This is a genomic window from Streptomyces sp. NPDC048353 (genome assembly GCF_055587165.1).
This window is the reverse complement of record NZ_JBVJGU010000001.1, coordinates 651,795-672,239: the sequence shown is the minus strand read 5'-3', so window position 1 is coordinate 672,239 and position 20,445 is coordinate 651,795. Positions and strand designations below refer to the sequence as shown.

General features: G+C 72.5%; 20 protein-coding genes and 1 pseudogene. 14 read left to right on the top strand and 7 right to left on the bottom strand.

The features are described from left to right. Positions 1-214: 214 nt before the first annotated feature. Both ACZ6RC_RS02990 and ACZ6RC_RS02985 read left to right on the top strand, forming a co-directional pair. A complete protein-coding gene (locus ACZ6RC_RS02990) occupies positions 215-553 on the top strand; it encodes an antibiotic biosynthesis monooxygenase family protein (RefSeq protein WP_391141059.1) in 339 nt (112 codons plus the stop codon). Positions 554-607: 54 nt separating this feature from the next. Then, the gene (locus ACZ6RC_RS02985) at positions 608-1,105 is read left to right on the top strand and encodes a GNAT family N-acetyltransferase (RefSeq protein ID WP_469578904.1); all 498 of its coding nucleotides are present in this window, start codon (positions 608-610) and stop codon (positions 1,103-1,105) included. A gap of 89 nt (positions 1,106-1,194) precedes the next feature. Here ACZ6RC_RS02985 and ACZ6RC_RS02980 read toward each other — a convergent pair whose 3' ends face one another. Continuing rightward, positions 1,195-3,249 (bottom strand): MDR family MFS transporter, encoded by a 2,055-nt coding sequence (locus ACZ6RC_RS02980; protein ID WP_453615722.1) that lies wholly within the window; start codon positions 3,247-3,249, stop codon positions 1,195-1,197. Between the two features lie 534 nt (positions 3,250-3,783). Here ACZ6RC_RS02980 and ACZ6RC_RS02975 point away from each other — a divergent pair. Next, positions 3,784-4,593, top strand: coding sequence for a peptidoglycan-binding domain-containing protein (locus tag ACZ6RC_RS02975; protein WP_469578902.1), 810 nt, complete (start codon positions 3,784-3,786; stop codon positions 4,591-4,593). 135 nt (positions 4,594-4,728) lie between these two features. Beyond that, positions 4,729-5,394, top strand: a complete 666-nt coding sequence (locus tag ACZ6RC_RS02970) for an HAD-IA family hydrolase (protein ID WP_469578900.1) — start codon at positions 4,729-4,731, stop codon at positions 5,392-5,394. A 253-nt stretch (positions 5,395-5,647) separates the two neighbouring features. Here the strand turns inward: ACZ6RC_RS02970 and ACZ6RC_RS02965 are convergent, their stop codons facing one another. Continuing rightward, positions 5,648-6,394 (bottom strand): ABC transporter permease, encoded by a 747-nt coding sequence (locus ACZ6RC_RS02965; RefSeq protein WP_391141068.1) that lies wholly within the window; start codon positions 6,392-6,394, stop codon positions 5,648-5,650. A gap of 244 nt (positions 6,395-6,638) precedes the next feature. Here ACZ6RC_RS02965 and ACZ6RC_RS02960 point away from each other — a divergent pair, with 244 nt between their 5' ends. The 4 genes from ACZ6RC_RS02960 to ACZ6RC_RS02945 all read left to right on the top strand — a co-directional run bounded on the left by ACZ6RC_RS02960 (position 6,639) and on the right by ACZ6RC_RS02945 (position 10,728). Beyond that, positions 6,639-7,301, top strand: a complete 663-nt coding sequence (locus ACZ6RC_RS02960) for an HNH endonuclease family protein (protein WP_391141070.1) — start codon at positions 6,639-6,641, stop codon at positions 7,299-7,301. Between the two features lie 271 nt (positions 7,302-7,572). After that, positions 7,573-9,267, top strand: a complete 1,695-nt coding sequence (locus ACZ6RC_RS02955) for an alkaline phosphatase D family protein (protein ID WP_469578897.1) — start codon at positions 7,573-7,575, stop codon at positions 9,265-9,267. 219 nt (positions 9,268-9,486) lie between these two features. Next, the gene (locus ACZ6RC_RS02950) at positions 9,487-9,945 is read left to right on the top strand and encodes a DoxX family protein (protein WP_469578895.1); all 459 of its coding nucleotides are present in this window, start codon (positions 9,487-9,489) and stop codon (positions 9,943-9,945) included. Positions 9,946-10,116: 171 nt separating this feature from the next. Further along, complete coding sequence (locus ACZ6RC_RS02945) at positions 10,117-10,728, top strand: DedA family protein (protein ID WP_469579424.1); 612 nt, start codon at positions 10,117-10,119, stop codon at positions 10,726-10,728. A 154-nt stretch (positions 10,729-10,882) separates the two neighbouring features. Here the strand turns inward: ACZ6RC_RS02945 and ACZ6RC_RS02940 are convergent. Together ACZ6RC_RS02940 and ACZ6RC_RS02935 are read right to left on the bottom strand one after the other, a co-directional pair. Next, positions 10,883-11,101: pseudogene (locus tag ACZ6RC_RS02940) on the bottom strand (DUF2277 domain-containing protein); the annotation flags it as partial. Between the two features lie 84 nt (positions 11,102-11,185). Next, complete coding sequence (locus ACZ6RC_RS02935) at positions 11,186-11,422, bottom strand: hypothetical protein (RefSeq protein ID WP_391141078.1); 237 nt, start codon at positions 11,420-11,422, stop codon at positions 11,186-11,188. A 211-nt stretch (positions 11,423-11,633) separates the two neighbouring features. Here ACZ6RC_RS02935 and ACZ6RC_RS02930 point away from each other — a divergent pair, with 211 nt between their 5' ends. Both ACZ6RC_RS02930 and ACZ6RC_RS02925 read left to right on the top strand, forming a co-directional pair. Further along, entirely contained in the window at positions 11,634-12,392 is a 759-nt protein-coding gene (locus ACZ6RC_RS02930; protein WP_391141081.1) for a GntR family transcriptional regulator, read from the top strand. Between the two features lie 275 nt (positions 12,393-12,667). Further along, a complete protein-coding gene (locus ACZ6RC_RS02925) occupies positions 12,668-13,774 on the top strand; it encodes a hypothetical protein (RefSeq protein ID WP_453614861.1) in 1,107 nt (368 codons plus the stop codon). Positions 13,775-13,882: 108 nt separating this feature from the next. Here ACZ6RC_RS02925 and ACZ6RC_RS02920 read toward each other — a convergent pair whose 3' ends face one another. Both ACZ6RC_RS02920 and ACZ6RC_RS02915 read right to left on the bottom strand, forming a co-directional pair. After that, positions 13,883-14,428 (bottom strand): flavoprotein, encoded by a 546-nt coding sequence (locus ACZ6RC_RS02920; RefSeq protein WP_469578892.1) that lies wholly within the window; start codon positions 14,426-14,428, stop codon positions 13,883-13,885. A 204-nt stretch (positions 14,429-14,632) separates the two neighbouring features. Next, complete coding sequence (locus tag ACZ6RC_RS02915; protein WP_469578890.1) at positions 14,633-15,376, bottom strand: class I SAM-dependent methyltransferase; 744 nt, start codon at positions 15,374-15,376, stop codon at positions 14,633-14,635. A 357-nt stretch (positions 15,377-15,733) separates the two neighbouring features. Here ACZ6RC_RS02915 and ACZ6RC_RS02910 point away from each other — a divergent pair, with 357 nt between their 5' ends. The 4 genes from ACZ6RC_RS02910 (at position 15,734) to ACZ6RC_RS02895 (ending at position 18,988) form a co-directional block, all read left to right on the top strand. After that, positions 15,734-16,405 (top strand): VanZ family protein, encoded by a 672-nt coding sequence (locus tag ACZ6RC_RS02910; protein ID WP_469578888.1) that lies wholly within the window; start codon positions 15,734-15,736, stop codon positions 16,403-16,405. Between the two features lie 59 nt (positions 16,406-16,464). Further along, positions 16,465-17,163 (top strand): response regulator transcription factor, encoded by a 699-nt coding sequence (locus tag ACZ6RC_RS02905; protein ID WP_469578886.1) that lies wholly within the window; start codon positions 16,465-16,467, stop codon positions 17,161-17,163. After that, positions 17,156-18,235: a sensor histidine kinase gene (locus ACZ6RC_RS02900; RefSeq protein ID WP_469578884.1), complete on the top strand. Its 1,080-nt coding sequence runs from the start codon at positions 17,156-17,158 to the stop codon at positions 18,233-18,235. Before ACZ6RC_RS02905 ends, ACZ6RC_RS02900 begins: the two co-directional genes overlap by 8 nt. A 348-nt stretch (positions 18,236-18,583) precedes the next feature. Beyond that, the gene (locus ACZ6RC_RS02895) at positions 18,584-18,988 is read left to right on the top strand and encodes a DUF4352 domain-containing protein (RefSeq protein ID WP_469578882.1); all 405 of its coding nucleotides are present in this window, start codon (positions 18,584-18,586) and stop codon (positions 18,986-18,988) included. Between the two features lie 274 nt (positions 18,989-19,262). Here ACZ6RC_RS02895 and ACZ6RC_RS02890 read toward each other — a convergent pair whose 3' ends face one another. Continuing rightward, a complete protein-coding gene (locus tag ACZ6RC_RS02890) occupies positions 19,263-20,324 on the bottom strand; it encodes an HNH endonuclease (protein ID WP_469578880.1) in 1,062 nt (353 codons plus the stop codon). Positions 20,325-20,445: the final 121 nt, after the last annotated feature.

Here is a 20,445-nt window from a genome sequence, read left to right as displayed (position 1 = left end):
TCTCCCGCCCCCGGCCTTCCGACGACCCGGCCTTCCCGGGACCGCTCGGTCCGCCTGTCCGCCTGTCCGCCTGTCCGCCCCGGGGGTGCCGGCCGCCTCCAGGGGTCGCCTCGCCGGTTCCCGTCATCCGTACCCGCCCACCGATGTAGCAGACTGCACGCAGGTGATCGAGGCCCGGCTCCCCGCCCGGCCCGTGTTCTCTGAGAGGTGTCGTGTGCCCAGCGTCGTAAAGATCAACGTCCTGACCGTGCCCGCCGAGCAGCGCGAGGTGCTGGAGCGGCGCTTCGCCTCTCGGGCCGGGGCCGTGGAGGGGTCCGACGGGTTCGAGTGGTTCGAGCTGCTGCGCCCGCTGGAGGGCACCGACCAGTACCTGGTGTACACACGCTGGCGGAGCGAGGAGGACTTCCAGAACTGGATGAACGGTTCGATGAAGGCGGCCCACCAGGGCACCTCCGGAGGCGAGGCCGAGAGCGGGGCGGAGCGGCCGAAGCCCGCGGCGACCGGGTCCACCCTGTGGTCGTTCGAGGTCGTCCAGCAGGCCTCCCCGAAGTAGCCGCCCGAGGCGGGCGCGTAAACGGGAGGCGGCCCCGGCCCGGCACGCCTCACAATGGCGCGCATGACCTGGCACTTCTCCCCCGAGCGCGTCGACACCCCGGCCGCCACCGCCCTGCGCCGCGACTACTACGCCGAGGTCGCGAGCCGCTACTGGAAGCGGCCCGCGACCGAGGCGGAGATCGACGAGGGACTGGCCGGTGACGGCGTGGAGCTGCTGACCCCGCCGACCGGCAAGTTCCTCGTCGGCACCTTCAAGGGCGAGCCGGCGGCCTGCGGCGGTGTCCTGCTGCTCGACGGCGAGCGCGCCGAACTGACCCGGGTGTACATCCGGCCGGCCTTCCGGGGGAACGGCGGTGCGGGACTCCTGATGGGCGGTCTGGAGGCGGCCGCGCACGCGCTCGGCGCCCGGCGGATGGTCCTCAACACCCGTCTCGACCTCATCGAGGCCCGCACCCTCTACGTCCGCCACGGATACGCGGAGATACCGGCGTACTGCGAAGGCCCGTACATGGACATCTGGTACGGGAAGACCCTCACCCAGGCGGTGTAGCGAAGCACCCGGCGAGCCCGGCGACCGCGCCTCGCGGGTCGGGGCCTCGCGGGTCGGGGCCCGGCCCGTCAAGCGTCGAGCGTCGTTCGTCAGGCGTGGTGGTCGCGCGGTGGCTGGTGTCCGTGCGGCCGTTCCGCGTCCGAGCCGCACAACTCGGCCGTCAGTTGCTCCACCAGCTGGACCAGGTCCGTCGGCCGCTCCGGCCCCCACCAGTCGCCGAGCAGTTCCGCCAGGGACTCCTCGCGCGCCGTGGCCAGCCTGGCGGCCGTCTCGACGCCCGCGTCGGTCAGGATCAGCTGCAGCCCCTCCCGCCGGGCCAGCCGTCGCTCCTCGACCTGCCGGGCCGCCTCGGTGACGGCCCGCAGCGGTACGGGTGTGGTCTCGGCGAGACGGACCGGCTCGACGGTGCCGTGGCGGCGAATCCGCAGCAGCAGCCAGCTCGCGGCCGGCAGCAGGTCGAGCCCCGCCTTGTCGGTGATCTTCTCGTAGACCGCCTTGCGTCCCTCCCGGGAGCCCAGCACCGACAGGGCGCGGGCGCACTCCTCGTACGACGACCGCTGCACCGGGTTGGAGGCGAGCGTCTGGCTGGTGTCGGGGGCGGTGACGGAGCCGCGCAGCTTGTCCTCCTTGAGGAACCAGGCGACCACGAAGGCGACCAGGACGACCGGCGCCGCGTACACGAACACGTCGGTGATCGAGGTGGCGTACGCGTGCAGGACCGAGGGGCGCAGGCCGGGCGGGAGCGCATCGATGGTGCGCGGGTCGGCGGCCAACCGCCCCCCGTCGACGCCCGGCGGCACCTCCTGCCCGGCGAGGGCGTCGCCGAGGTTGTCGATGAGCCGGTTGGTGAAGAGGGTGCCGAAGATGGCGACGCCGAAGGAGGCTCCGATGGAGCGGAAGAAGGTGGCGCCCGAGGTGGCGACGCCGAGGTCCTCGTAGGAGACGGCGTTCTGCACGACGAGCACCAGGACCTGCATGACCAGGCCGAGTCCGGCGCCGAAGACGAAGAAGGTGACGCTCATCGCCCAGGTGGAGCTGGTCTCCGTCAGGCGGTGCAGGAGGAGCAGTCCGAGGGCGGTGACGGCGGTGCCGGCCAGGGGGAAGACCTTCCAGCGGCCGGTGCGGGAGACGATCTGGCCGGACGCGGTGGAGGTGAGGAGCATGCCGACGACCATCGGCAGCATGTGGACTCCGGACATGGTCGGGGTGACGCCCTGGACGACCTGGAGGAAGGTCGGCAGATAGGTCATCGCGCCGAACATCGCGAAGCCGATGACGAAGCTGATGACCGAGACGAGGGTGAAGGTCCTGATCCGGAACAGCTTCAGCGGGAGGACGGGCTCGACGGCCCGCTTCTCGACGTGCACGAAGCAGACCAGGAGGACGGCGCCGAGAACGGCGAGCCCGATGATCTGCGGTGATCCCCAGCCCCAGGTGGTGCCGCCGAGGGAGGCCACCAGGACGAGGCAGGTGGCCACGGAGGCGATGAGGAAGGTGCCGAGGTAGTCGATGGTGTGCCGGGTGCCCCGGGCCGGGATGTGCAGCACGGCGGCGATGACGAAGAGGGCGACGACACCGATCGGCAGGTTGATGTAGAAGACCCAGCGCCAGGAGAGGTGTTCGGTGAACAGCCCGCCGAGCAGTGGTCCGAGGACGCTGGTGGTGCCGAAGACGGCACCGAACAGGCCCTGGTACTTGCCGCGTTCCCGGGGCGAGACGAGGTCGCCGACGATCGCCATCGACAGGACCATCAGACCGCCGCCGCCGAGGCCCTGGATGCCGCGGAAGGCGATGAGCTGCGGCATGTTCTGGGCGATGCCGCAGAGGACGGAGCCCACGAGGAACAGGACGATGGCCGCCTGGAAGAGCTTCTTGCGGCCGTACTGGTCGCCGAGCTTGCCCCACAGGGGCGTGGCCGCCGTGGAGGCGAGCATGTAGGCGGTGACGACCCACGACAGGTGCTCCATGCCGCCGAGTTCGCTGACGATCGTCGGCAGGGCGGTGGAGACGATGGTCTGGTCGAGTGCGGCGAGCAGCATGCCGAGCAGCAGCGCACCGATCGCGACGATGACGGTCCGGTGGCTCTGCCCCTCCCCCGGGGCGGGGCCTCCGCCGACGTCCGGCGCGCGTACTTCCTGGGCCATGGGCACTCTCCTCGGGTCTCCTCCGCGGATCCTGCGTACCCCCCATATTGATCGTTATGTCCTGTTATGGCCTGCCGAAGGGAACGGCTGTTCCTGGGCCGTTCGGGTGGGCCTGCATAATCGCTCGCAATCGGAATGGGGAGGGGACCCACTGTGGCCGGACGCGTCTGTCCAGATTGCGGTGTAGAGAGACGGGGCTGCGCCTGCGCCCGGGCGGAGATCGCGGCGGCGGAGGACTTCGACCCGCTGCGGATACGGCCGTACGTGACGCTGGATCCGCCGAGGGCGGCGCCCGGGGACGCTCCCGCGCCGCCCCAGGGGGCACGGTCTCCCGGCGCGCGGCCGGCGGAGCGGCCGGGGACGGCGGGCCGCACCGGGTCGGCGGACGGCACGGGGACGGCGGACGGCACGGAGTCGGCGGGGGCGGATGGGCCGGGACCCTCGCCGTCGGCGTTGCCGCCCTCACCGCTCTCATCACCCTCACCGCTCTCACCGTCCTCTCCACTCTCGCCGCCGCCCCCGTCGTCGTCGGAGGTGACCGCGCCGCTGCCGGTGACGGCGCCCGCGCCCGGCGCGCCGACTCCCCCACACACCCCGCACATCCCGCACGCGCACCCCGCCGGCGATCCGTCCGAGACGATGCCGCTGCTGCTGCGCGGGGTGGTCGGCGACCCCGGCTTCGAGACCGGCCAGGGTTCCGGGGCCCGGCGGGAGGGGCCGGCCACGCGGCGGCGCGGCGTGTTCGTGGCGCTCGCGGCGGCCGTCGCCGTGGCCGTGATCGGTACGGCGGCCCTCGCGGCCGGGATGCTCGACGGCGGGGACGACGCCGAGGACCGGGCGGCCGTGCCCACGGTCACCGCGAGCGCGTCGGAGAACGTCGCCGTGACGGAGTCCCCGAACCCCTCGCCTTCCGGGTCCACCTCGGCGAGCGCGTCGCCCTCACCCACGGCGTCGAGGACCCCGTCCGCCTCCGCCTCACCCTCCGCCCGCACGGCGAGCCCCTCGGCCTCGGCGTCCCGAAACTCGGTGGCGCCTTCTTCCCCGGCGGCCGGAGGGCCCGGGTCCCCTTCGCCGAGCCGCGCCCCCTCCGCCCCGGCCGTCGCCCCGACCGAGACCCCCGAGGGGACGACCCTGCGCCCGGGGGACACCGGGGGCGAGGTCAAGGAGCTGCAGCGACGGCTGCGCCAGGTGGGGGCGTACGACGGCCGGGCGGACGGCAGGTACGACGACGAGGTCGAGGAGGCGGTCGCGCTCTACCAGTCGTACAAGCACATATGGGAGGACCCGTACGGCGTCTACGGACCTCATACGCGCCGCACACTGGAGGCCGAGACGAGCGGGTGAGGTCCGTCATACGGAACGGGTTGGCGTGAGCGCCCCCTGTTTTGTATCGTGTAGGAACAAAGTGGCCCCGCTCGCACTCCCTGACCGGTGAGCGGGTCCACTTCGTTCTCCGCCCACCCCTTTTGGAGACCGTTCATGGCCGCCGTCACCCCGGCAACGCTCACCGCCCGCGCCCTCCTCCTCGACATGGACGGCACACTCGTCAACTCCGACGCCGTCGTGGAGCGCTGCTGGCGCCGCTGGGCCGTCCGCCACGGACTCGACCCCGAGCAGGCGCTGAAGGTCGTCCACGGCCGCCAGGGGTACGCGACGATGGCCGTGCTCCTTCCCGACCGTCCGATGGAGCAGAACTACGCGGACAACCGGGTGATGCTGGCCGAGGAGACCGCCGACCTGGACGGTGTCGTGCCCGTCCCGGGCGCCCCCGCCTTCATGGACGCGATCGCCGCCCTGCCGCACGCCCTGGTGACCTCGGCGAACGCGGCCCTCGCCGCGGCCCGGATGAGCGCGGCGGGGCTGCGGATGCCGGACGTCCGGGTCACCGCCGAGTGCGTCGGGGCCAGCAAGCCGGACCCGGAGGGCTTCCTCAAGGGCGCGGCCGAGCTGGGCTTCGGTCCGGCGGACTGCGTCGTCTTCGAGGACTCCGAGGCGGGCATCCAGGCGGGTCGCGCGGCGGGCATGCGCGTCGTCGGCGTGGGCCCCCGCGCGGCCGCCCTGGCACCGGACGCCCATGTGGCGGACCTGACGTCCCTCCGGGTCACCACCACGGCGGACGGCACGATCGAGCTGACGGTCCTGTAGCCCCTACGGGGCTCTCGCTCCCGCGGCTTGGTTCGCCTCCGGCGCGCTTCGTGCGACTGCCGACGGTCGGACGTGCTCGGTCCCTCGTACCTCGGGACCTGCGCGCGACCTCCCTTTCGACAGCCGCGCGCCCCTTCGGCTCACTCGCCGAAGAGGCTCCGGCGGGGGCGAGCCGCCCGTCCACCGGCGGGTCGCTCGCGCCGGCCCGTCAGTGCGGGGCGCCCCGCGCCGGCCTTCCCCGCGCCGTGACCCGTCAGCGAGGCGCCCGCGCCAGCCTTCCCCGCGCCACCAGTTCGAGCACCACCGCGACCGCCACCGCCTGGACCACCATCAGGGCGACCAGGACGAACAGCTGCACCGCCCCCGCCTCCCAGGGTGACGCGCCGCCGAGCAGCATCCCCACGAAGGCCCCCGGCAGGGTCACCAGGCCCACGGTCCTCGTCTGGTCGAGCCCCGGCAGCAGCGCGTCCGAGGCCGCCTTCCTCGCCACCTCCAGTCGGGCCTCCCGCACGAGGAGGCCCAGGGCGAGCCCGGCCTCCACCTCGCCCCGCCGCGTCTCCAGTTCGTCCAGGGCGCGGCGCCCGCCGAGCACGGTGGCCGTCAAGGCACCGCCGATGAGGATCCCGGTCACCGGGATCAGCGCGACCCCGCGCACCGGCACCAGACCGGTCAGCACGAGCGTCCCCACCACCGGCGCGACCCCCGCCGCGATCGGCGCGGCGGCCCACCACCAGCCGCGCCCCGGCGCGGGGACGACCCGTCGCCCCGCCGTCCACACCGCGACCGCGAACATCAGCAGCAGGAACCCCAGCAGCAGCGGCACATGGCGCATCACCCAGCCGATCACCAGCGACACGGCCACGAGCTGGACGGCCGCCCGCCCGCCGGCGATCAGACTGTCGCGCGGCCGGCCCAGGCGCGCGACGGCGACCACCCCCGCGGCCACGGCGAGCAGAACGGCGAGAACCACCCCGAAAGTGACATTGACGTCCAGGAGCACGCCGCAACCCTAGGGGGTGTCCTGCCCATCGGGCCCGGCCCGATCGACAAGACACCCCCTAGGGCCGAAAAGGGATCTGTCGGCCCGTCACCCTCCCCGCACCTCTTGATGTGACGTGCCCATGTCGTCACGCTGTTACCCGGCGCACCCCCTACCGCAACCCGGCGCCGCCACGATGACCGGGCCGCCCGGCGCCCGCCGGCGCACGGCACGGACAAGGTCCCCCCACGTCAAGGGAGTTCACATGCTCGCCGCCAGCGTCTACGCGCGTCGCACCCTCCGTCGCGCGAGCGTCCTCACCGCCACCGCCGCCCTGGCCGTCACGGGCCTCCTCGCCACCGCCCCCGCCGCCCAGGCCGCGCCGCCCACCCCGGTCAGCGCCGCCACGGCCCGTACGTACCTCGCCTCACTCACCGTCAAGGCGGAAGGTTCCACCAGCGGCTACAGCCGGGACCTCTTCCCCCACTGGAGCACCCAGTCGGGCGCCTGCAACACCCGCGAGGTCGTCCTCAAGCGCGACGGGGTGAACGTCGTCCAGGACTCCAGTTGCGCCGCCGTCAGCGGCAGCTGGTACTCCGAGTACGACGGAGCCACCTGGACCGCCGCGTCCGACCTCGACATCGACCACGTCGTGCCGCTCGCCGAGTCCTGGCGCTCGGGCTCCAATGCCTGGACCACCTCCCAGCGCCAGGCCTTCGCCAACGACCTCACCCGCCCGCAGCTCATCGCCGTCACCGACAACGTCAACCAGGCCAAGGGCGACCTCGACCCGGCCAAGTGGATGCCGTCGCGCACCGCGTACCGCTGCACGTACGCCCGCATGTGGGTGCACGTGAAGTACCACTGGAACCTGAGCGTCGACTCCGCAGAGAAGAGCGCCCTGCAGTCCGTCCTCAACGGCTGCTGACGAGCCTCGACGCCCCTCGACGGCACGCGGGGAAAGCTTCCTGCACCCTCCGTCGTTCCGTACCGTACGGCGGAGCGACGGAGGGGATGCCACGATGGACGCCGGACACGGACCCGGAGAAACACCCAAGGACACAGCGACCCGCGGAACCCCGGACGGGCCGAGCGGCGCGGCGCGACCCACGGTCCCGCCGGGGATCCCCGATACGCCGGGGCTCGCGGTCACGCCGGAACGCGTGCCCGGACCCGCGGTCGGGCTCAGACTCGGGCCCGTGCTGCGGTACGTCGACGGGGTGACGGGCGACAGCGCGACGGTGTGGGTCGAGGCCGACCGCCCCTGCACGGCGGAGATCCGCTGCGCGGACGGGGCCGGCGGCCGGACCCGTACGTTCCAGATCGCCGGTCATCACTACGCCCTGATCCCCGTGACCGGCCTGACCCCGGGCAAGGCGAGCCCGTACGAGGTGCTGCTGGACGGCCGCCGGGTGTGGCCGCTGCCCGACTCGCCGTTCCCGCCGAGCACCATCCGCACCCCGGCCCCCGACGGCGAGGAGACCCTCCGGGTCGCCTTCGGCTCCTGCCGCTGGGCGGCGAGGCCCGCGACCGGCCGCGACCCGGTCGGCCCGGACGCCCTGGACACCCTGGCGACGGCCCTCGCCACCGGAGCGGACGCCGATCGCCCCGATGTCCTGCTGCTGCTCGGCGATCAGGTGTACGCCGACGAGACCTCCGCCGTCACCCGCCGCCGGCTGGCAGCCCGCCGCGACCCGCGCGACCCGCCGGGCTCCGAGGTCGGGGACTACGAGGAGTACACCTGGCTCTACGACGAGTCCTGGCGCGCCCCCGAGGTCCGCTGGCTGCTCTCCACCGTCCCCAGCTTCATGATCTTCGACGATCACGACATCGTCGACGATTGGAACACGAGCGCCGCCTGGCTGGCGCGGATCCGGGCCACGCCCTGGTGGCGGGAGCGGATCCTGAGCGGGCTGATGTCGTACTGGGTCTACCAGCACCTCGGCAACCTCTCCCCGGCGGAGCTGACGGCCGACCCGCTGTACGCCGAGGTGTGCGCCGCGCCCGACGGGACGGAGCGGCTGCGGCGGTTCGCGGCGGAGGCGGACACGGATCCGGCGTGCGTGCGCTGGAGTTACCGGCGGGACTTCGGCCGGACCAGGCTGCTGATGATCGACACCCGGGCCGCCCGCGTCCTGCGGGAGGACGCCCGGGAGATGCTCGACCCGGCCGAGGCCGACTGGGTCCGCGCGCAGGCGCTGGCGGACCCCGGCTCGTACGACCACCTGCTCATCGGCACCTCCCTTCCGTGGCTGCTGCCTCCGCTCGTCCACGACGCCGAGGCCTGGAACGCCGCGCTCTGCCGGGGCGAGCGGGGCGGGCCCGACGGGCGCTGGGCGCGACTGGCGGAGGACCTGCGCCAGCGGGCGGACCTGGAGCACTGGGCGGCGTTCCCGGAGTCCTTCGAGGCGCTGACGGCGCTGGTCGCGGAGGTGGCCGGCGGGCCACAGGCGCCGGCCACGGTGTGCGTGCTGTCGGGGGACGTCCACCACGCGTACGTGGCGGAGCCCGAATGGCCGGAGGCGGGGGGCCGCCTGGGGTCCGTCGCGACGGGTCCGGGTGCGGGGTCTCGCACGTCGGGGCCGGGCGCGCACGTGGTGCAGCTGACCTGCTCGCCGCTGCACAACGCGGTGCCGGCCTCGATCCGGGTCGGCTTCCGCTTCGGCTGGAGCCGGGTGGGCCGCCGCCTGGGACGGGCGCTCGCCCGGCACGGCCGGGTGGGCCGGCCGGTGATCGACTGGCGCAAGGCGGGCGGCCCGTGGTTCGGCAACCAGCTGATGACGCTGACCTTCCGCGGCCGCCGGGCTCACCTGTCACTGCGTCAGGCGCGGGCGGGAGACCGGCTGGTGACGGCCGATGAGCGGATGCTCCACGACGGGGGCGACGCGGGGTGACGACGGCGGGGGGTGATAGCGCAGGGAGGACGGTGACGACGCAGGGAGAACGGTGACGGCCGGACGCGAGCGCGGGTGACGCTCGCCACAGTGGCACCCTCAGCCGAATGTTGAACTTGCAAGTACTACTGAGGCCAACCTAACCTGACGACCTCATCGGTTCCGTCCCCCCGCGTTCCGTTCTCCGTGAACGGAACAGACCGAAGGAGTCCGTCCCCCATGAACACCCTGGTCAACCGCCTCCATCACGCCCAGCCGTACGCGCTCGGGCTGTTCCGTATCGTCGTCGGCCTGCTCTTCGCAAGCCACGGCGCCGCCTCGCTCTTCGGCGTCCTCGGCGGCGCGATGGGTGGCGGCACCATCGCGGCCGGCACCTGGCCGGGCTGGTACGCGGCCGTCATCCAGCTCGTCGCCGGCGTCCTGGTCATGGCCGGGGTGGGGACGCGCAGCGCCGCGTTCGTCGCCTCCGGCTCGATGGCCTACGCGTACTTCAAGGTGCACCAGCCCGAGGCGCTCTTCCCGCTGCAGAACAGCGGCGAGGGTGCGGCGCTCTTCTGCTGGGCGTTCCTACTGCTGGTCTTCACCGGCCCCGGGGCCCTGGCGCTCGACCGGCTCTTCGGCGCCCGCCCCGCCGAGCCGGCCCGCACGGAGGAGCAGCGCGCCCCCGCGACGGCCTGACCCGACAGGCCGCGCGGCCGGCGCCCGGTCCGTCCTGGGGCGGCCTTCCCTCGTCTCGGGGCGGCCCGCGCACGGTGGGGGGCGCACCCCTTCTTCACCGCGCCCCCACCCCGTCCCCCACCGCTTCCGCACCCCCGCGTACGCTCTGCCTCTGTGAACGTGCTCGACAGCATGGGGTCACTGAGGTCACTGACCGCGGGCCCGTGGATCTACGCGGCGGTGGTGACGTCGGTACTTCTCGACGTCTTCCTGCCCGTGCTGCCGAGCGGAATCCTGGTGATCACGGCCGCCACGGCGGCGGCGACCGCCACGGCCGCGTCCCCGGACGTGCCCTCCGTGCTGCCGCTGCTGCTCTGCGCGGCCACGGCCTCGGTCCTCGGCGACTTCGTGGCGTACCGCCTGGCCTGGCGCGGCGGGGCCCGGCTCGACCGGGCCATCGCCCGCTCGCGCCGCCTGACCGTCGCGCAGGAACGTCTCGGCGCGGCGCTGGCACGGGGCGGTGGCCTGCTCGTGGTGATCGCCCGGTTCGCCCCGGCGGGCCGGTCGGTGGTCTCCCTCGGCGCGGGCGCGGCGAAGCGCCGGATCAAGGAGTTCCTGCCCTGGTCGGTCGTGGCGGGGGTGGCCTGGGCCGGTTACAGCGTGGGTCTGGGCTGGCTCGGCGGGCAGTGGCTGGGCGCGACCTGGTTCAGCGCGGGTGTCTCGGTCCTCGCGCTGTTCCTCGCCGGATCCCTCGCGGCCTACGTCATACGGCGTCCGGCTGCGGCTCCCGCTCCGGCGTCCTGACGCGCTGACGGGCACCCCGCGCCCCGGTGTCACCGTGCGCGTCCCGCTCGTGCCGGCCGTTCTCGGCGTGGGCGTGGTGCCCGTCATGACTGTCGTGGTCGGCGTGACCGTGGTGAGCGGCGCGCGTGGCGCCGGTCGTCCCGGCGGCTCCGGTCTGCCGGTGCGCGCCCCGCACCTCCAGTCCGTCGAGGAGTCGTGCGGTGGCCTCGGCGATCTCGGCCACGGCCCGGTCGAACACCTCCCGGTTGTGCGCGGCGGGCGCGCGGAAGCCGGACACCTTGCGGACGTACTGCAGGGCTGCGGCGTGGATGTCGTCCTCAGTGGCCTCTTCGGGCAGGACGGGCGGTCGGAGGGTCTTGATGCTGCGGCACATGCCTCCAGTGTGACGCGCCCCACTGACAGACGCCCCGCACAGCCGCCGGCCCCCGCATGCGACCTGCGTCTTTCCCCACCGGGCTCATCCGCCGCGGGCGCGCCGGCTCCGGGCGTTGATCTCCGCGGCGCGGGCCCTCAGCTCCCTCAGGGGCGTGGCGGGCTGCACGTCCGTCGGCTCGGCCTCCCACGCGTGGCCGCCGTCGACGGGCCGGATCAGGCACCGGCCGGCGACGCTGTCCAGATAGAACCCGACCCGCCCGGTGGCGGCGTCGCGCACGAGGTCACCGGCCTCGGGCAGCGGCAAGGGCAGTGGCTGCACGAATCGCCTCCGTCCCGGAAATCCTGTCGTCCCAGCTCTCCAGAGATACACCCAGGGAAGCGGCGCGCCCCCTCCCTGTCAACGTATCTCTAGAGATGTCCCCCGATGGATGGATCGGCCTCCGGCGTCGGACGGACGACGCCCGCGGGCGTGCGCCACCGCCCGGAAGTGCGCCGTAGGGTGTCCCGCAGACGAAGGGAGTGGCCCACCCATGGCTGACCGGGACAGCGGTCGTCGGCCCAAGTACCAGCGGATCGCCGACGAGTTGAGAACCGCCATCGAGTCGGGCGCCTTCGCCCCCGGCGACCGGCTCCCCGGCGAGAACGACCTCATGACGACGTACGAGGTGGCCCGGATGACGGCCCGGCAGGCGCTGTCCGTCCTGCGCAACGAAGGTCTCGCCGAGGCCCGCAAGGGCGCCGGCGTCTTCGTCCGCACCTTCCGCCCGTTGCGCCGCCACGGCATCCCCCGGCTCGCGCGGGAGCACTGGGGCACCGGCCGTTCGGTCTGGGCCGCGGACATCGAGGACCGGGCGCTCACGGTGGACGGGATCGAGGTCGGCGAGGCGCCCGCGGGCGCCCGGGTCGCCGAGGCGCTGGAGCTGCCGCCGGACGCGCCCGTCTGCGTCCGCAGCCGCCGCTTCGTCCTCGACGGCAAGCCGGTGCTGCTCTCGGTGTCGTACCTCCCGGCCCGCCTCACCCACGGAACGCCGATCACCACGCCGGACACCGGCCCCGGCGGCACCTACGCGCGGCTCGCCGAACTGGGCCACCAACCCGTCCGCTTCCGCGAGGAGATCCGCTCCCGGATGCCGACGGCCGACGAGTCGGCGCGGCTGGCGCTGGGTCACGGCACGCCGGTCATCCTGATCTGCCGAACGGCGTTCACGGCGGCGGGCGTCGCGGTCGAACTCAACGAGATGACGCTGGACTCGGCGTCGTACGTCCTGGAGTACGACTTCGACGCATGACGGCGAAGACGCCGCCGGGCGCGGCGTACTCCACGCTCCCCGGGAACCGCTCGGCCGCGGCCGCACCGCCTGCTGGTCGGGGGCGTGTGAGGTGGTCCGGTGCGGCGGTCCCGGGGCCGTACGGCGACGATCCCGGGCCGTACGGCGGCGCTCTCGCGGTCCGCTCCGGCGCTCCCCCGGCACTTTCCGCGCCGCGCGAGTGACTCCGTGCGCCGTCGTCGGCGGGCCTGGGGGTTCTCCGCGACGGGTAGACCCGGCGAGGAGGAGGTGGGGGGATGCCGACGGTACGACCCGAGGACTACGGCGCCGTTCCGGGCAAGGACGCGACGGCGGCCTTCCGGAAACTGTTCGCCGATGTCGACGAGCGGCTCGTCCGCGACGCGGGCGGCGGGGTGCCCGTCGCGACGACGGACATCCTCCTGACCGGCGTGTACACCGTCTCGGGCAGCATCATGCGGCCCGCCGCCGGCCGCGCCCAAGGTCTGACGGTGCGGGGCATCGGGAAACGGGCCTCGGAGATCGTGATGACCGGCCCGGAGCCGCTGTTGGTCAACAAGGACCGCTGGATGGGCGTCCGCTGGTACGACGTGAGCTTCCGTTCCACCAACCCGAAGGCCACGTATCTGTACGCGTCGTCGACGGGCGCCTGCCAGGACTGGGGGTGGACGAACTGCGAGTGGCGCGGCACCTGGCAGCGGGGCATCGGCCTGGACGGCCCCCGGGCCAGCAACACCAACTCCGAGATGTTCTGGACGAACTGCCACGTCAACGGCGCCTACGCGGACGCCTTCCTCCGTATCGGCATGACCCCGGCCCACCCGCAGCAGGACCAGTTCCTCAACTACTGGTTCACCGGCTGCAAGATCGAGTACGAACACGGCGACTTCATCCGCGCCGACAAGGGCGGGTTCATCTGCGTCGAGAGCGGTTCCTTCATCGTCAAGGGCCGGCGCCCCGACGGCGGCCCGTCGCGCTTCTTCCATTTCCCGACCGCCGGCCACCACGACTCGGTCCAGCACCTCCACGTACGCGCCGTCCGCTTCGAACTGCGGCACGCGACGACCAAGGTCATCGAGTCGAAGTGGGCCGGCCACACCGTCTTCGACGGCTGCTCCGACACCGCGCTCGGCTTCCAGCAGCACTCCCCCGCGCTCGTCGCCCACGAGTACACCAACCCCGGGGTCGTCACCTACCGGAACTGCGACCTCGTCGGGAAGCACGCCTACCATCTGACGGCTGCCAACCCGAGACAGCGCGTCATCTACGAAGCCTGCACCCGCCGGAACAACCGCACCCGCGCCGCCTTCCTCGCCGTCGACGGCCCGCACGCACCGAAGGCCCCGCCGATCATCCACGTGAACGACGCGGACGGCATCAGATAGCCGCCCGCGCCATGCACCTTGTTCTCCGTTCAGGCGGTTCAGGCCGTTCAGGCCGCTTACGCCGTTCACGGAGACGGCGTCACCTCGTCCGCACCGCCCCCTCCGGCTTCAGGTGCGGGGCGGCAGGTCCCGAACCGCGTCGAGGGCCGACCGCCACGGGAAGGCCGCCGGATCGCCCTGCCCCGGCGGGTGCGGCACGAACCCGCCGTCCCCGTACAGCACCGTCACCCCGGCGCCGCGCAGCGCCGCCACCGACCGCTCGAACTGCGGGTGCTGGACGTACGCCGCGTTCACGCACGGCACCGTCACCATCGGGATCCGCTTCCCGATGCCCTCGGCCATCACCCCGACGACGAACGTGTCCGTGATGCCGAGGGCCCACCGGTTGACCGTGTTGAAGGTGGCCGGCGCGGCGAGCACCGCGTCCGCCGGTGGCCAGACGTCGGGCTCCCCTGGCAGTCCGTAGTCCCAGCGCACCGGGTGCCCGGTGAGCGCCGCGAGCCCGTCGAGGGACGGGCCGAGCCAGCGGGCGGCGGTCGGCGTGAGGCCGAGGCAGACGTCCCAGCCGTCGGCCTGGGCGCCCTCGACCACCCGGGCGATGTCGAACACCGGCGGGGCGGCGCTGCTGAACAGGTACAGGGTCCGAGTGCTCATCCGCCCATCCGATCACATGCGGCCGCGCGCGTCCGGAGCGGAGCCGGAGCACGGGCCGGCGGACGGTCGGGAGCCGGACACGGATCGAGGCCGGAGCCGGGAGCCGGGGCCGGACACGGATCGAGGCCGGAGCCCGGAGCCTGGGCCGACACGGGTCGGGCCGGGACCGGGTCGCGCGCATGTCGGACCGGAAGGGCCGGCCGGTCAGGCCCGGCAGCGCAGCATCTCCAGCGGCGGCTTCGCGATCAGGTCCGCCCAGAACTCCTCGCCGTACTCACGGACACCGGCCTCGGACACCGTCAGCGGAACCCACTCCACCTCGCGGAACCCGGCCGCGTCCAGACAGCGTTCGTAGACCTCGCGGCGCGGGGCGGCCGCGCGAATCCTGATCGGCTGCGGGTCGAGCAGCGCCGTCACCCACACCCCGGGCCCCGTCTCGGTCTCCTCGCCGGTGGGCTCGCAGCGGAACCCGTACCGCTCCAGGGACGGGCAGTCGAAGCCGTAGTCGGGCTTCTGCGCGAAGACGAAGAACTCCCCGCCCGGCACCAGGTTCTCGTGGATGTTGCGGCACATCCGCTCCATCGTCGCGATGTCCGGAGCGTAGTTGAGGCACTGCACCGCGAGGGCGACGTCGAAGCGCCGGCCGAGCGGCGCCAGCTCGGCGACGTCGCCGACCTCGTAGCGCACCCCCAGCGGGTCGCGCCGTTCGATCTCCCGCGCGGCGGCGATCATCTCGCCGGAGATGTCGACCCCGAAGACCTCCGAGGCGCCGCGCCGCTTGAACTCGCGGCTGTAGAAGCCCGTCCCGCACGCCAGGTCGAGCACCGACTTCCCGTCGACGTCCCCGACCATCCCGAGGAAGCTCGGCACCTCGCCGAACCGCGTCAACGGCAGCGCCTTGAAGCCCTCGAACGCCTCACCGATCTCGTCATACTGCTGCACGCTCATCGTGCCGCCCCCTTCTGTACGTCGTCCGGTACGCGACCGCGCCGGCCCTCCGGCAGCGGAGGCCTCATCGGGCCGCGGTCGTGGCAGAGAGTCTGCTCCGCCCAGGTCCGGCGCCCGTACTGGCGGATCACACAGAGAAGCCGACGGGTCGAACCTCGTATCAACCAACACACCCGCGCCGAGCAGCCACGACCCCGTACCGCCCCTGATAAACCGTCACGACCGTTCACCACAACCGGTGTTCCCTTCGGGCCACCTAGGCGCTTCCGTCGAAGACGGGCGTTCCCCGGTGGCATATCGCGGGCGTATCGAAAATCGCATACGCCACCACTACGGCCCTCGGTCTGTGATGGGGCCATGAACCACACGGCACCCCTCTCCGCACCGCCGCCCCGCCGCGCGCGCGGGGCGGTACCCCTCGGCCTGGCGTTCCTCGCGGTCCTCGGCGTGGCGGGCGCCCTGTTCTTCCTGCGGCGGCCGCTGATGATGTCGGCTCCGACGTGCCTGGCGGGGCGGTGGCACGGCTGCTTCGACACGTTCAACGGCGTGGTGCTCATGACCTTGGTGACGCTGCCGTTGGCCGTGCTGGTGGCCGGGGGGCTGGCGTGGCGCCGACGGGCGGTCGGCGTGCCGTCGGCGTGGCGGCTGTCGCTGGCCGAGGTGGGCATGGTCCACGGGACGGTGCCGTTCGTGTGGCTGACCATGATGCCGGGGGGCGGGGCCGGCGTCGTCCCCGCGCGGGTGAGCCTGGTCCCGTTGCGGGACCTGGTCACCATGGGGTCCCTCGGGATCGTCGGCAACCTGCTGGTCTTCGCCGCGCTGGGCTTCTTCGCGCCGATGCGGTGGGCGGCGATGGCGTCCGTGCCGCGGATCCTGGCGCTCGGGGCGGGCTGCTCGGCCCTGGTCGAGATCGCGCAGTACGCGCTGCGGCTGGACCGGGTGTCGTCGGTGGACGACGTCCTGGTCAACGCCACCGGGGCCGTGCTGGCGGGGCTGGCGTCCCGCCGCTGGTGGCGCACGGAGGGCTGAGCACCCCGCCCGCCCCCGCGCATACGTCATCGATATGCGGCGCTGCTTAGGCTTCGGACATGCGTGTACTGATCGTGGAGGACGAGCCCTACCTGGCGGAGGCGGTCCGGGACGGTCTGCGGCTTGAGGCGATCGCCGCCGACATCGCGGGCGACGGTGACTCCGCCCTGGAACTGCTCGGCGTCAACTCCTACGACCTCGCGGTCCTGGACCGCGACATCCCCGGCCCCTCGGGCGACGAGGTCGCCCGGCGCATCATCGCGTCCGGCAGCGGGATCCCGATCCTCATGCTCACCGCCGCCGACCGGATCGACGACAAGGCGTCCGGGTTCGCGCTGGGTGCCGACGACTACCTCACCAAGCCGTTCGAGCTGCGGGAGCTGGTCCTGCGGCTGCGGGCGCTCGACCGCCGGCGCGCGTACGCCCGGCCCCCGGTCCGCGAGATCGCGGGCCTGCGTCTCGACCCCTTCCGCCGGGAGGTCTTCCGCGACGGACGGTACGTCGCCCTGACCCGTAAGCAGTTCGCGGTGCTGGAGGTGCTGCTCGCCGCGGAAGGCGGGGTCGTCAGCGCGGAGGAACTGCTGGAGCGGGCCTGGGACGCGAACGCCGACCCCTTCACCAACGCCGTCCGGATCACTGTCTCCGCCCTGCGCAAGCGCCTCGGCGAACCGTGGGCCATCGCCACGGTGCCGGGCGTCGGCTACCGCGTCGAGACCGGCAGCGCCGGAACCGTCGGACCCGGCGGTACGGGTGCGTAGACGATCGGGGCTCAGCGCCCGGCTGAAGCTCACCCTCAGCTACGCCGGCTTCCTCGCCGTCGCCGGTGCTCTGCTGCTGGCCGTGGTGTGGGGGTTCCTGCTGCGTTACGTACCCGACAACGCCCAAGGCCTGCTCGGGATCTCTCCCAACCGCTACCTCCTCGTGCGCACCTTCGTCCCGGCGGCGGCGGTGGCGATGGGATTCCTACTCGTGTTCGGCCTCGTCGGGGGCTGGATCCTCGCCGGCCGGATGCTCGCACCGCTCACCCGGGTGACGGCGGCGGCCCGCCTGGCGGGAACTGGTGCGCTGTCCCACCGGATCCGGATGGAGGGCCGCCGGGACGAGTTCCGGGAACTCGCCGACGCCTTCGACACCATGCTCGACCGGCTCGAATCGCACGTCGCCGAACAGCAGAGGTTCGCCGCGAACGCCTCCCACGAACTGCGCACGCCGCTGGCCGTCTCCCAGGCGCTCCTGGAGGTCGCCCACGAGGACCCGACACGGGACCGGGGCGAACTCATCGCACGCCTACGGGCCGTGAACACGCGCGCGATCGGCCTCACCGAGGCCCTCCTGCTGCTCAGCCGCAGCGGCCGCGGGACGTTCACCCACGAGGAGGTCGACCTCTCCCTCCTCGCCGAGGAGACCGCCGAAACCCTGCTCCCCCTGGCCGAACGGCGCGGAATCACCCTCGACGTGACGGGCGGCCCGGCACGGACCAGCGGCTCGGCGGAGCTCCTGCTGCGGATGGTGACGAACCTCGTCCAGAACGCCCTCGTCCACAACCTGCCCACCGGCGGCACGGTGACGGTCCACACGGAGACGCGGGACGACACGAGCCTGCTCCGGGTCGAGAACACGGGCCCTCCCGTCCCCCCGGACCTGGCCCCGACCCTGATCGAACCCTTCCAACGCGGCACATCCCGCACCCGCACCGCCGAACACGCGGGCGTGGGCCTCGGCCTCGCGATCGTCCACACGATCACCCAGACCCACGCCGGCACCCTCACCCTCACCCCCCGCCCGACAGGCGGCCTCTCGATCACGGTCCGCCTCCCCGGCCAGCCGTAAGAACAGGCCGCGGGCCGGAAGCGGCCGGCCGGCCGCCACGCGGTGCCGCGACCGCACCAGATCGCCGTCACGTCCGCCGTCAGGCTTTCGTGTCATGGATGGTCAATCAGCCTCCGCCAGCCGCGCGTGCGCCGCATGATGAACGCCTCTCATCCGCAACACCGAGGGACGATTATGCGCACCCCCACCACGACCGCTGCCCTCGCCGCCGGCCTCCTCCTCACCGTGACCGGATGCGGTGCCGACCACGTGCGACCGACATCCGGCCCCACCGCGACGGCAGCCTCAGCCAAGCCCAGCCCCTCACGAAGCCCCACTGCGATGGGCCCGCTGCCCTTCGGTGCAGCGATGAAGGTCACGGACACCGAGGACGGCACCGCCGGCACCGTCACCGTCCTCGGCTACGAGCAGCGCGGGATCACAGCACAGACCAGCGCTGACGAGGAGTTCGGCACCAGCGGATACGTGTGGGCCACGATCGAGCTCAAGGTGTGCAGCACGAGGGGCACACTCGGCGCGACCCGTTACCCATGGGCCCTCGCCTACGCCGACGGCTCCCGCATCGAGCCGAGCGGTGTCACCTACGGCGACTTCCCCAAGCCCGAGTACCCCTACGAGGCGAAAATCAAGGCGGGCGACTGCGTCCGCGGCAAGACCGTGTTCGCCGTCCCCGGCGCACAGCGGCCCGAGCGCGTCCTCTACACGACCGACCTCTTCGACACCCCGCCCGAGTGGACCGTCTTCCTGGCATAGAGGCAGAAGGCTCCCGTATCCGGCCGCCCCGGCGGCGGTGGTGCAATCCCGTGATTGCACCACCGCAACTTCACATCAGGTGATAGGCGCCGACCCCGCCATGATCGGGGGGACCTTTTCCCTGGTGGCGCGTACAGTTTCGAACCACCGACACCTGCTTCGTAAGCTCGCCCGACGGCGACTGAGACCCTGGCGGCCCTGGCGATCACTGCCGCCCTCAGCCCTCCGGAAGTGCCTCTGTGCGCCGACGTTGATGCCAGCAGTTGGTGTCAGATCACGGGTTCGGCATCTGCTCGTCAGCCGCCCTGCGTGGCCGTGCAATGGCTTCCGCGGCACGCCTGTCAGCTGCATGCTTTCGCTCGATGGATGCCCGCAGTTCCTCAGGGGTCGGCCATGGCGCATGCCGGTGGATCATGCGGTGACAGTTGGCGCATATGAGGGCGAGATCGCTGAGCTTGGTCCGCCCCTCCCCCGCTTCGTGCAACGGCACGACGTGATGGCACTCGATGTACCCAGCACCACGGTCACCGTAGACCTGCTCGAAGTCGAACCCACACGCCTCACACGCCAGCCGCCCACCGCGCTGAACCACAGAAGCGATCTTCTTCTTCCGCAGGCTCTTGTTCCGCTCCCGGGCCTGATGTCGGCGCATGAGGAGCCGTCCCTCGGGAGCGCTGTAGTCGTCGAACTCCTCGTCTTCGGTCGGCGCAAGGCTCTGCAGCTCGCCGATCGCGATGCCCTGCCGCAGGAGCCGAGCGACTTCGGTCATCTCGTCGGGCCGGGCAAGGAACTGCATCAGCACCTCAACGTCGAGGGCGCCGCCGTTGGTGGGTCTGCCCTGGTACTGCGGATGGCGCGTGGCGATGTCGAACGTCTTGCGCGCCACTCCGTTCGGGTTGCGGAACTTCTCGTTGCGCTCCGCCTCGGCGTGGAGGGGAAGCAGCTGGAGCAGGCCGGACAGCTCGACCACTCTGGCGTCCTGAGCGTCCAGCCCCTTCCAGCCGTTCTCCATCACGAGCTGACAGGCAAGGATGATCTCGTCCCGGGCCCAGTCAGGATTCTTGACGGCCTTGACCTGGAAGCCTGCCCGCTTCAGCCACGCCGCGGCGTGCTCTTTGCCTCCGCTGAACTCATCCGGTCTGAGGGCTCGCCCCTGATCCCACTGGTGCGCCACGCCCGCTATGGCTTTGGAGTCGTACTCCCGCCCGTCGTACACCACAACGTACGAGCGGGCCTCTCCGAAGCCGTACCTCGCCAGGAACTCATCCCGCCCCAACTTGTCATACTCTGCGATGGCTTTGAGTACGGACGCCTGTGTGATCGCTCCTCTACGCATGGCGGCAGCGTACGACCCCACGCTGACGGCCACCTGCCGCCCGAAGCAACCGACGCCGGGCGCCGGGCGCCGTGCGCCTCGTCATGCGCCCCATGCCCTCTTGCGCGGCTCACACCCAGCC

What these genes read in the sequence shown, in the direction of transcription:
- ACZ6RC_RS02930 (WP_391141081.1), top strand. Translation starts at nt 11,634, where the DNA reads ATGGCTGACCGGGACAGCGGTCGTCGGCCCAAGTACCAGCGGATCGCC.
- ACZ6RC_RS02980 (WP_453615722.1), bottom strand. Translation starts at nt 3,249, where the DNA reads ATGGCCCAGGAAGTACGCGCGCCGGACGTCGGCGGAGGCCCCGCCCCG.
- ACZ6RC_RS02960 (WP_391141070.1), top strand. Translation starts at nt 6,639, where the DNA reads ATGCTCGCCGCCAGCGTCTACGCGCGTCGCACCCTCCGTCGCGCGAGC.
- ACZ6RC_RS02945 (WP_469579424.1), top strand. Translation starts at nt 10,117, where the DNA reads ATGGGGTCACTGAGGTCACTGACCGCGGGCCCGTGGATCTACGCGGCG.
- ACZ6RC_RS02925 (WP_453614861.1), top strand. Translation starts at nt 12,668, where the DNA reads ATGCCGACGGTACGACCCGAGGACTACGGCGCCGTTCCGGGCAAGGAC.
- ACZ6RC_RS02915 (WP_469578890.1), bottom strand. Translation starts at nt 15,376, where the DNA reads ATGAGCGTGCAGCAGTATGACGAGATCGGTGAGGCGTTCGAGGGCTTC.
- ACZ6RC_RS02890 (WP_469578880.1), bottom strand. Translation starts at nt 20,324, where the DNA reads ATGCGTAGAGGAGCGATCACACAGGCGTCCGTACTCAAAGCCATCGCA.
- ACZ6RC_RS02910 (WP_469578888.1), top strand. Translation starts at nt 15,734, where the DNA reads ATGAACCACACGGCACCCCTCTCCGCACCGCCGCCCCGCCGCGCGCGC.
- ACZ6RC_RS02970 (WP_469578900.1), top strand. Translation starts at nt 4,729, where the DNA reads ATGGCCGCCGTCACCCCGGCAACGCTCACCGCCCGCGCCCTCCTCCTC.
- ACZ6RC_RS02905 (WP_469578886.1), top strand. Translation starts at nt 16,465, where the DNA reads ATGCGTGTACTGATCGTGGAGGACGAGCCCTACCTGGCGGAGGCGGTC.
- ACZ6RC_RS02985 (WP_469578904.1), top strand. Translation starts at nt 608, where the DNA reads ATGGCGCGCATGACCTGGCACTTCTCCCCCGAGCGCGTCGACACCCCG.
- ACZ6RC_RS02950 (WP_469578895.1), top strand. Translation starts at nt 9,487, where the DNA reads ATGAACACCCTGGTCAACCGCCTCCATCACGCCCAGCCGTACGCGCTC.
- ACZ6RC_RS02895 (WP_469578882.1), top strand. Translation starts at nt 18,584, where the DNA reads ATGAAGGTCACGGACACCGAGGACGGCACCGCCGGCACCGTCACCGTC.
- ACZ6RC_RS02920 (WP_469578892.1), bottom strand. Translation starts at nt 14,428, where the DNA reads ATGAGCACTCGGACCCTGTACCTGTTCAGCAGCGCCGCCCCGCCGGTG.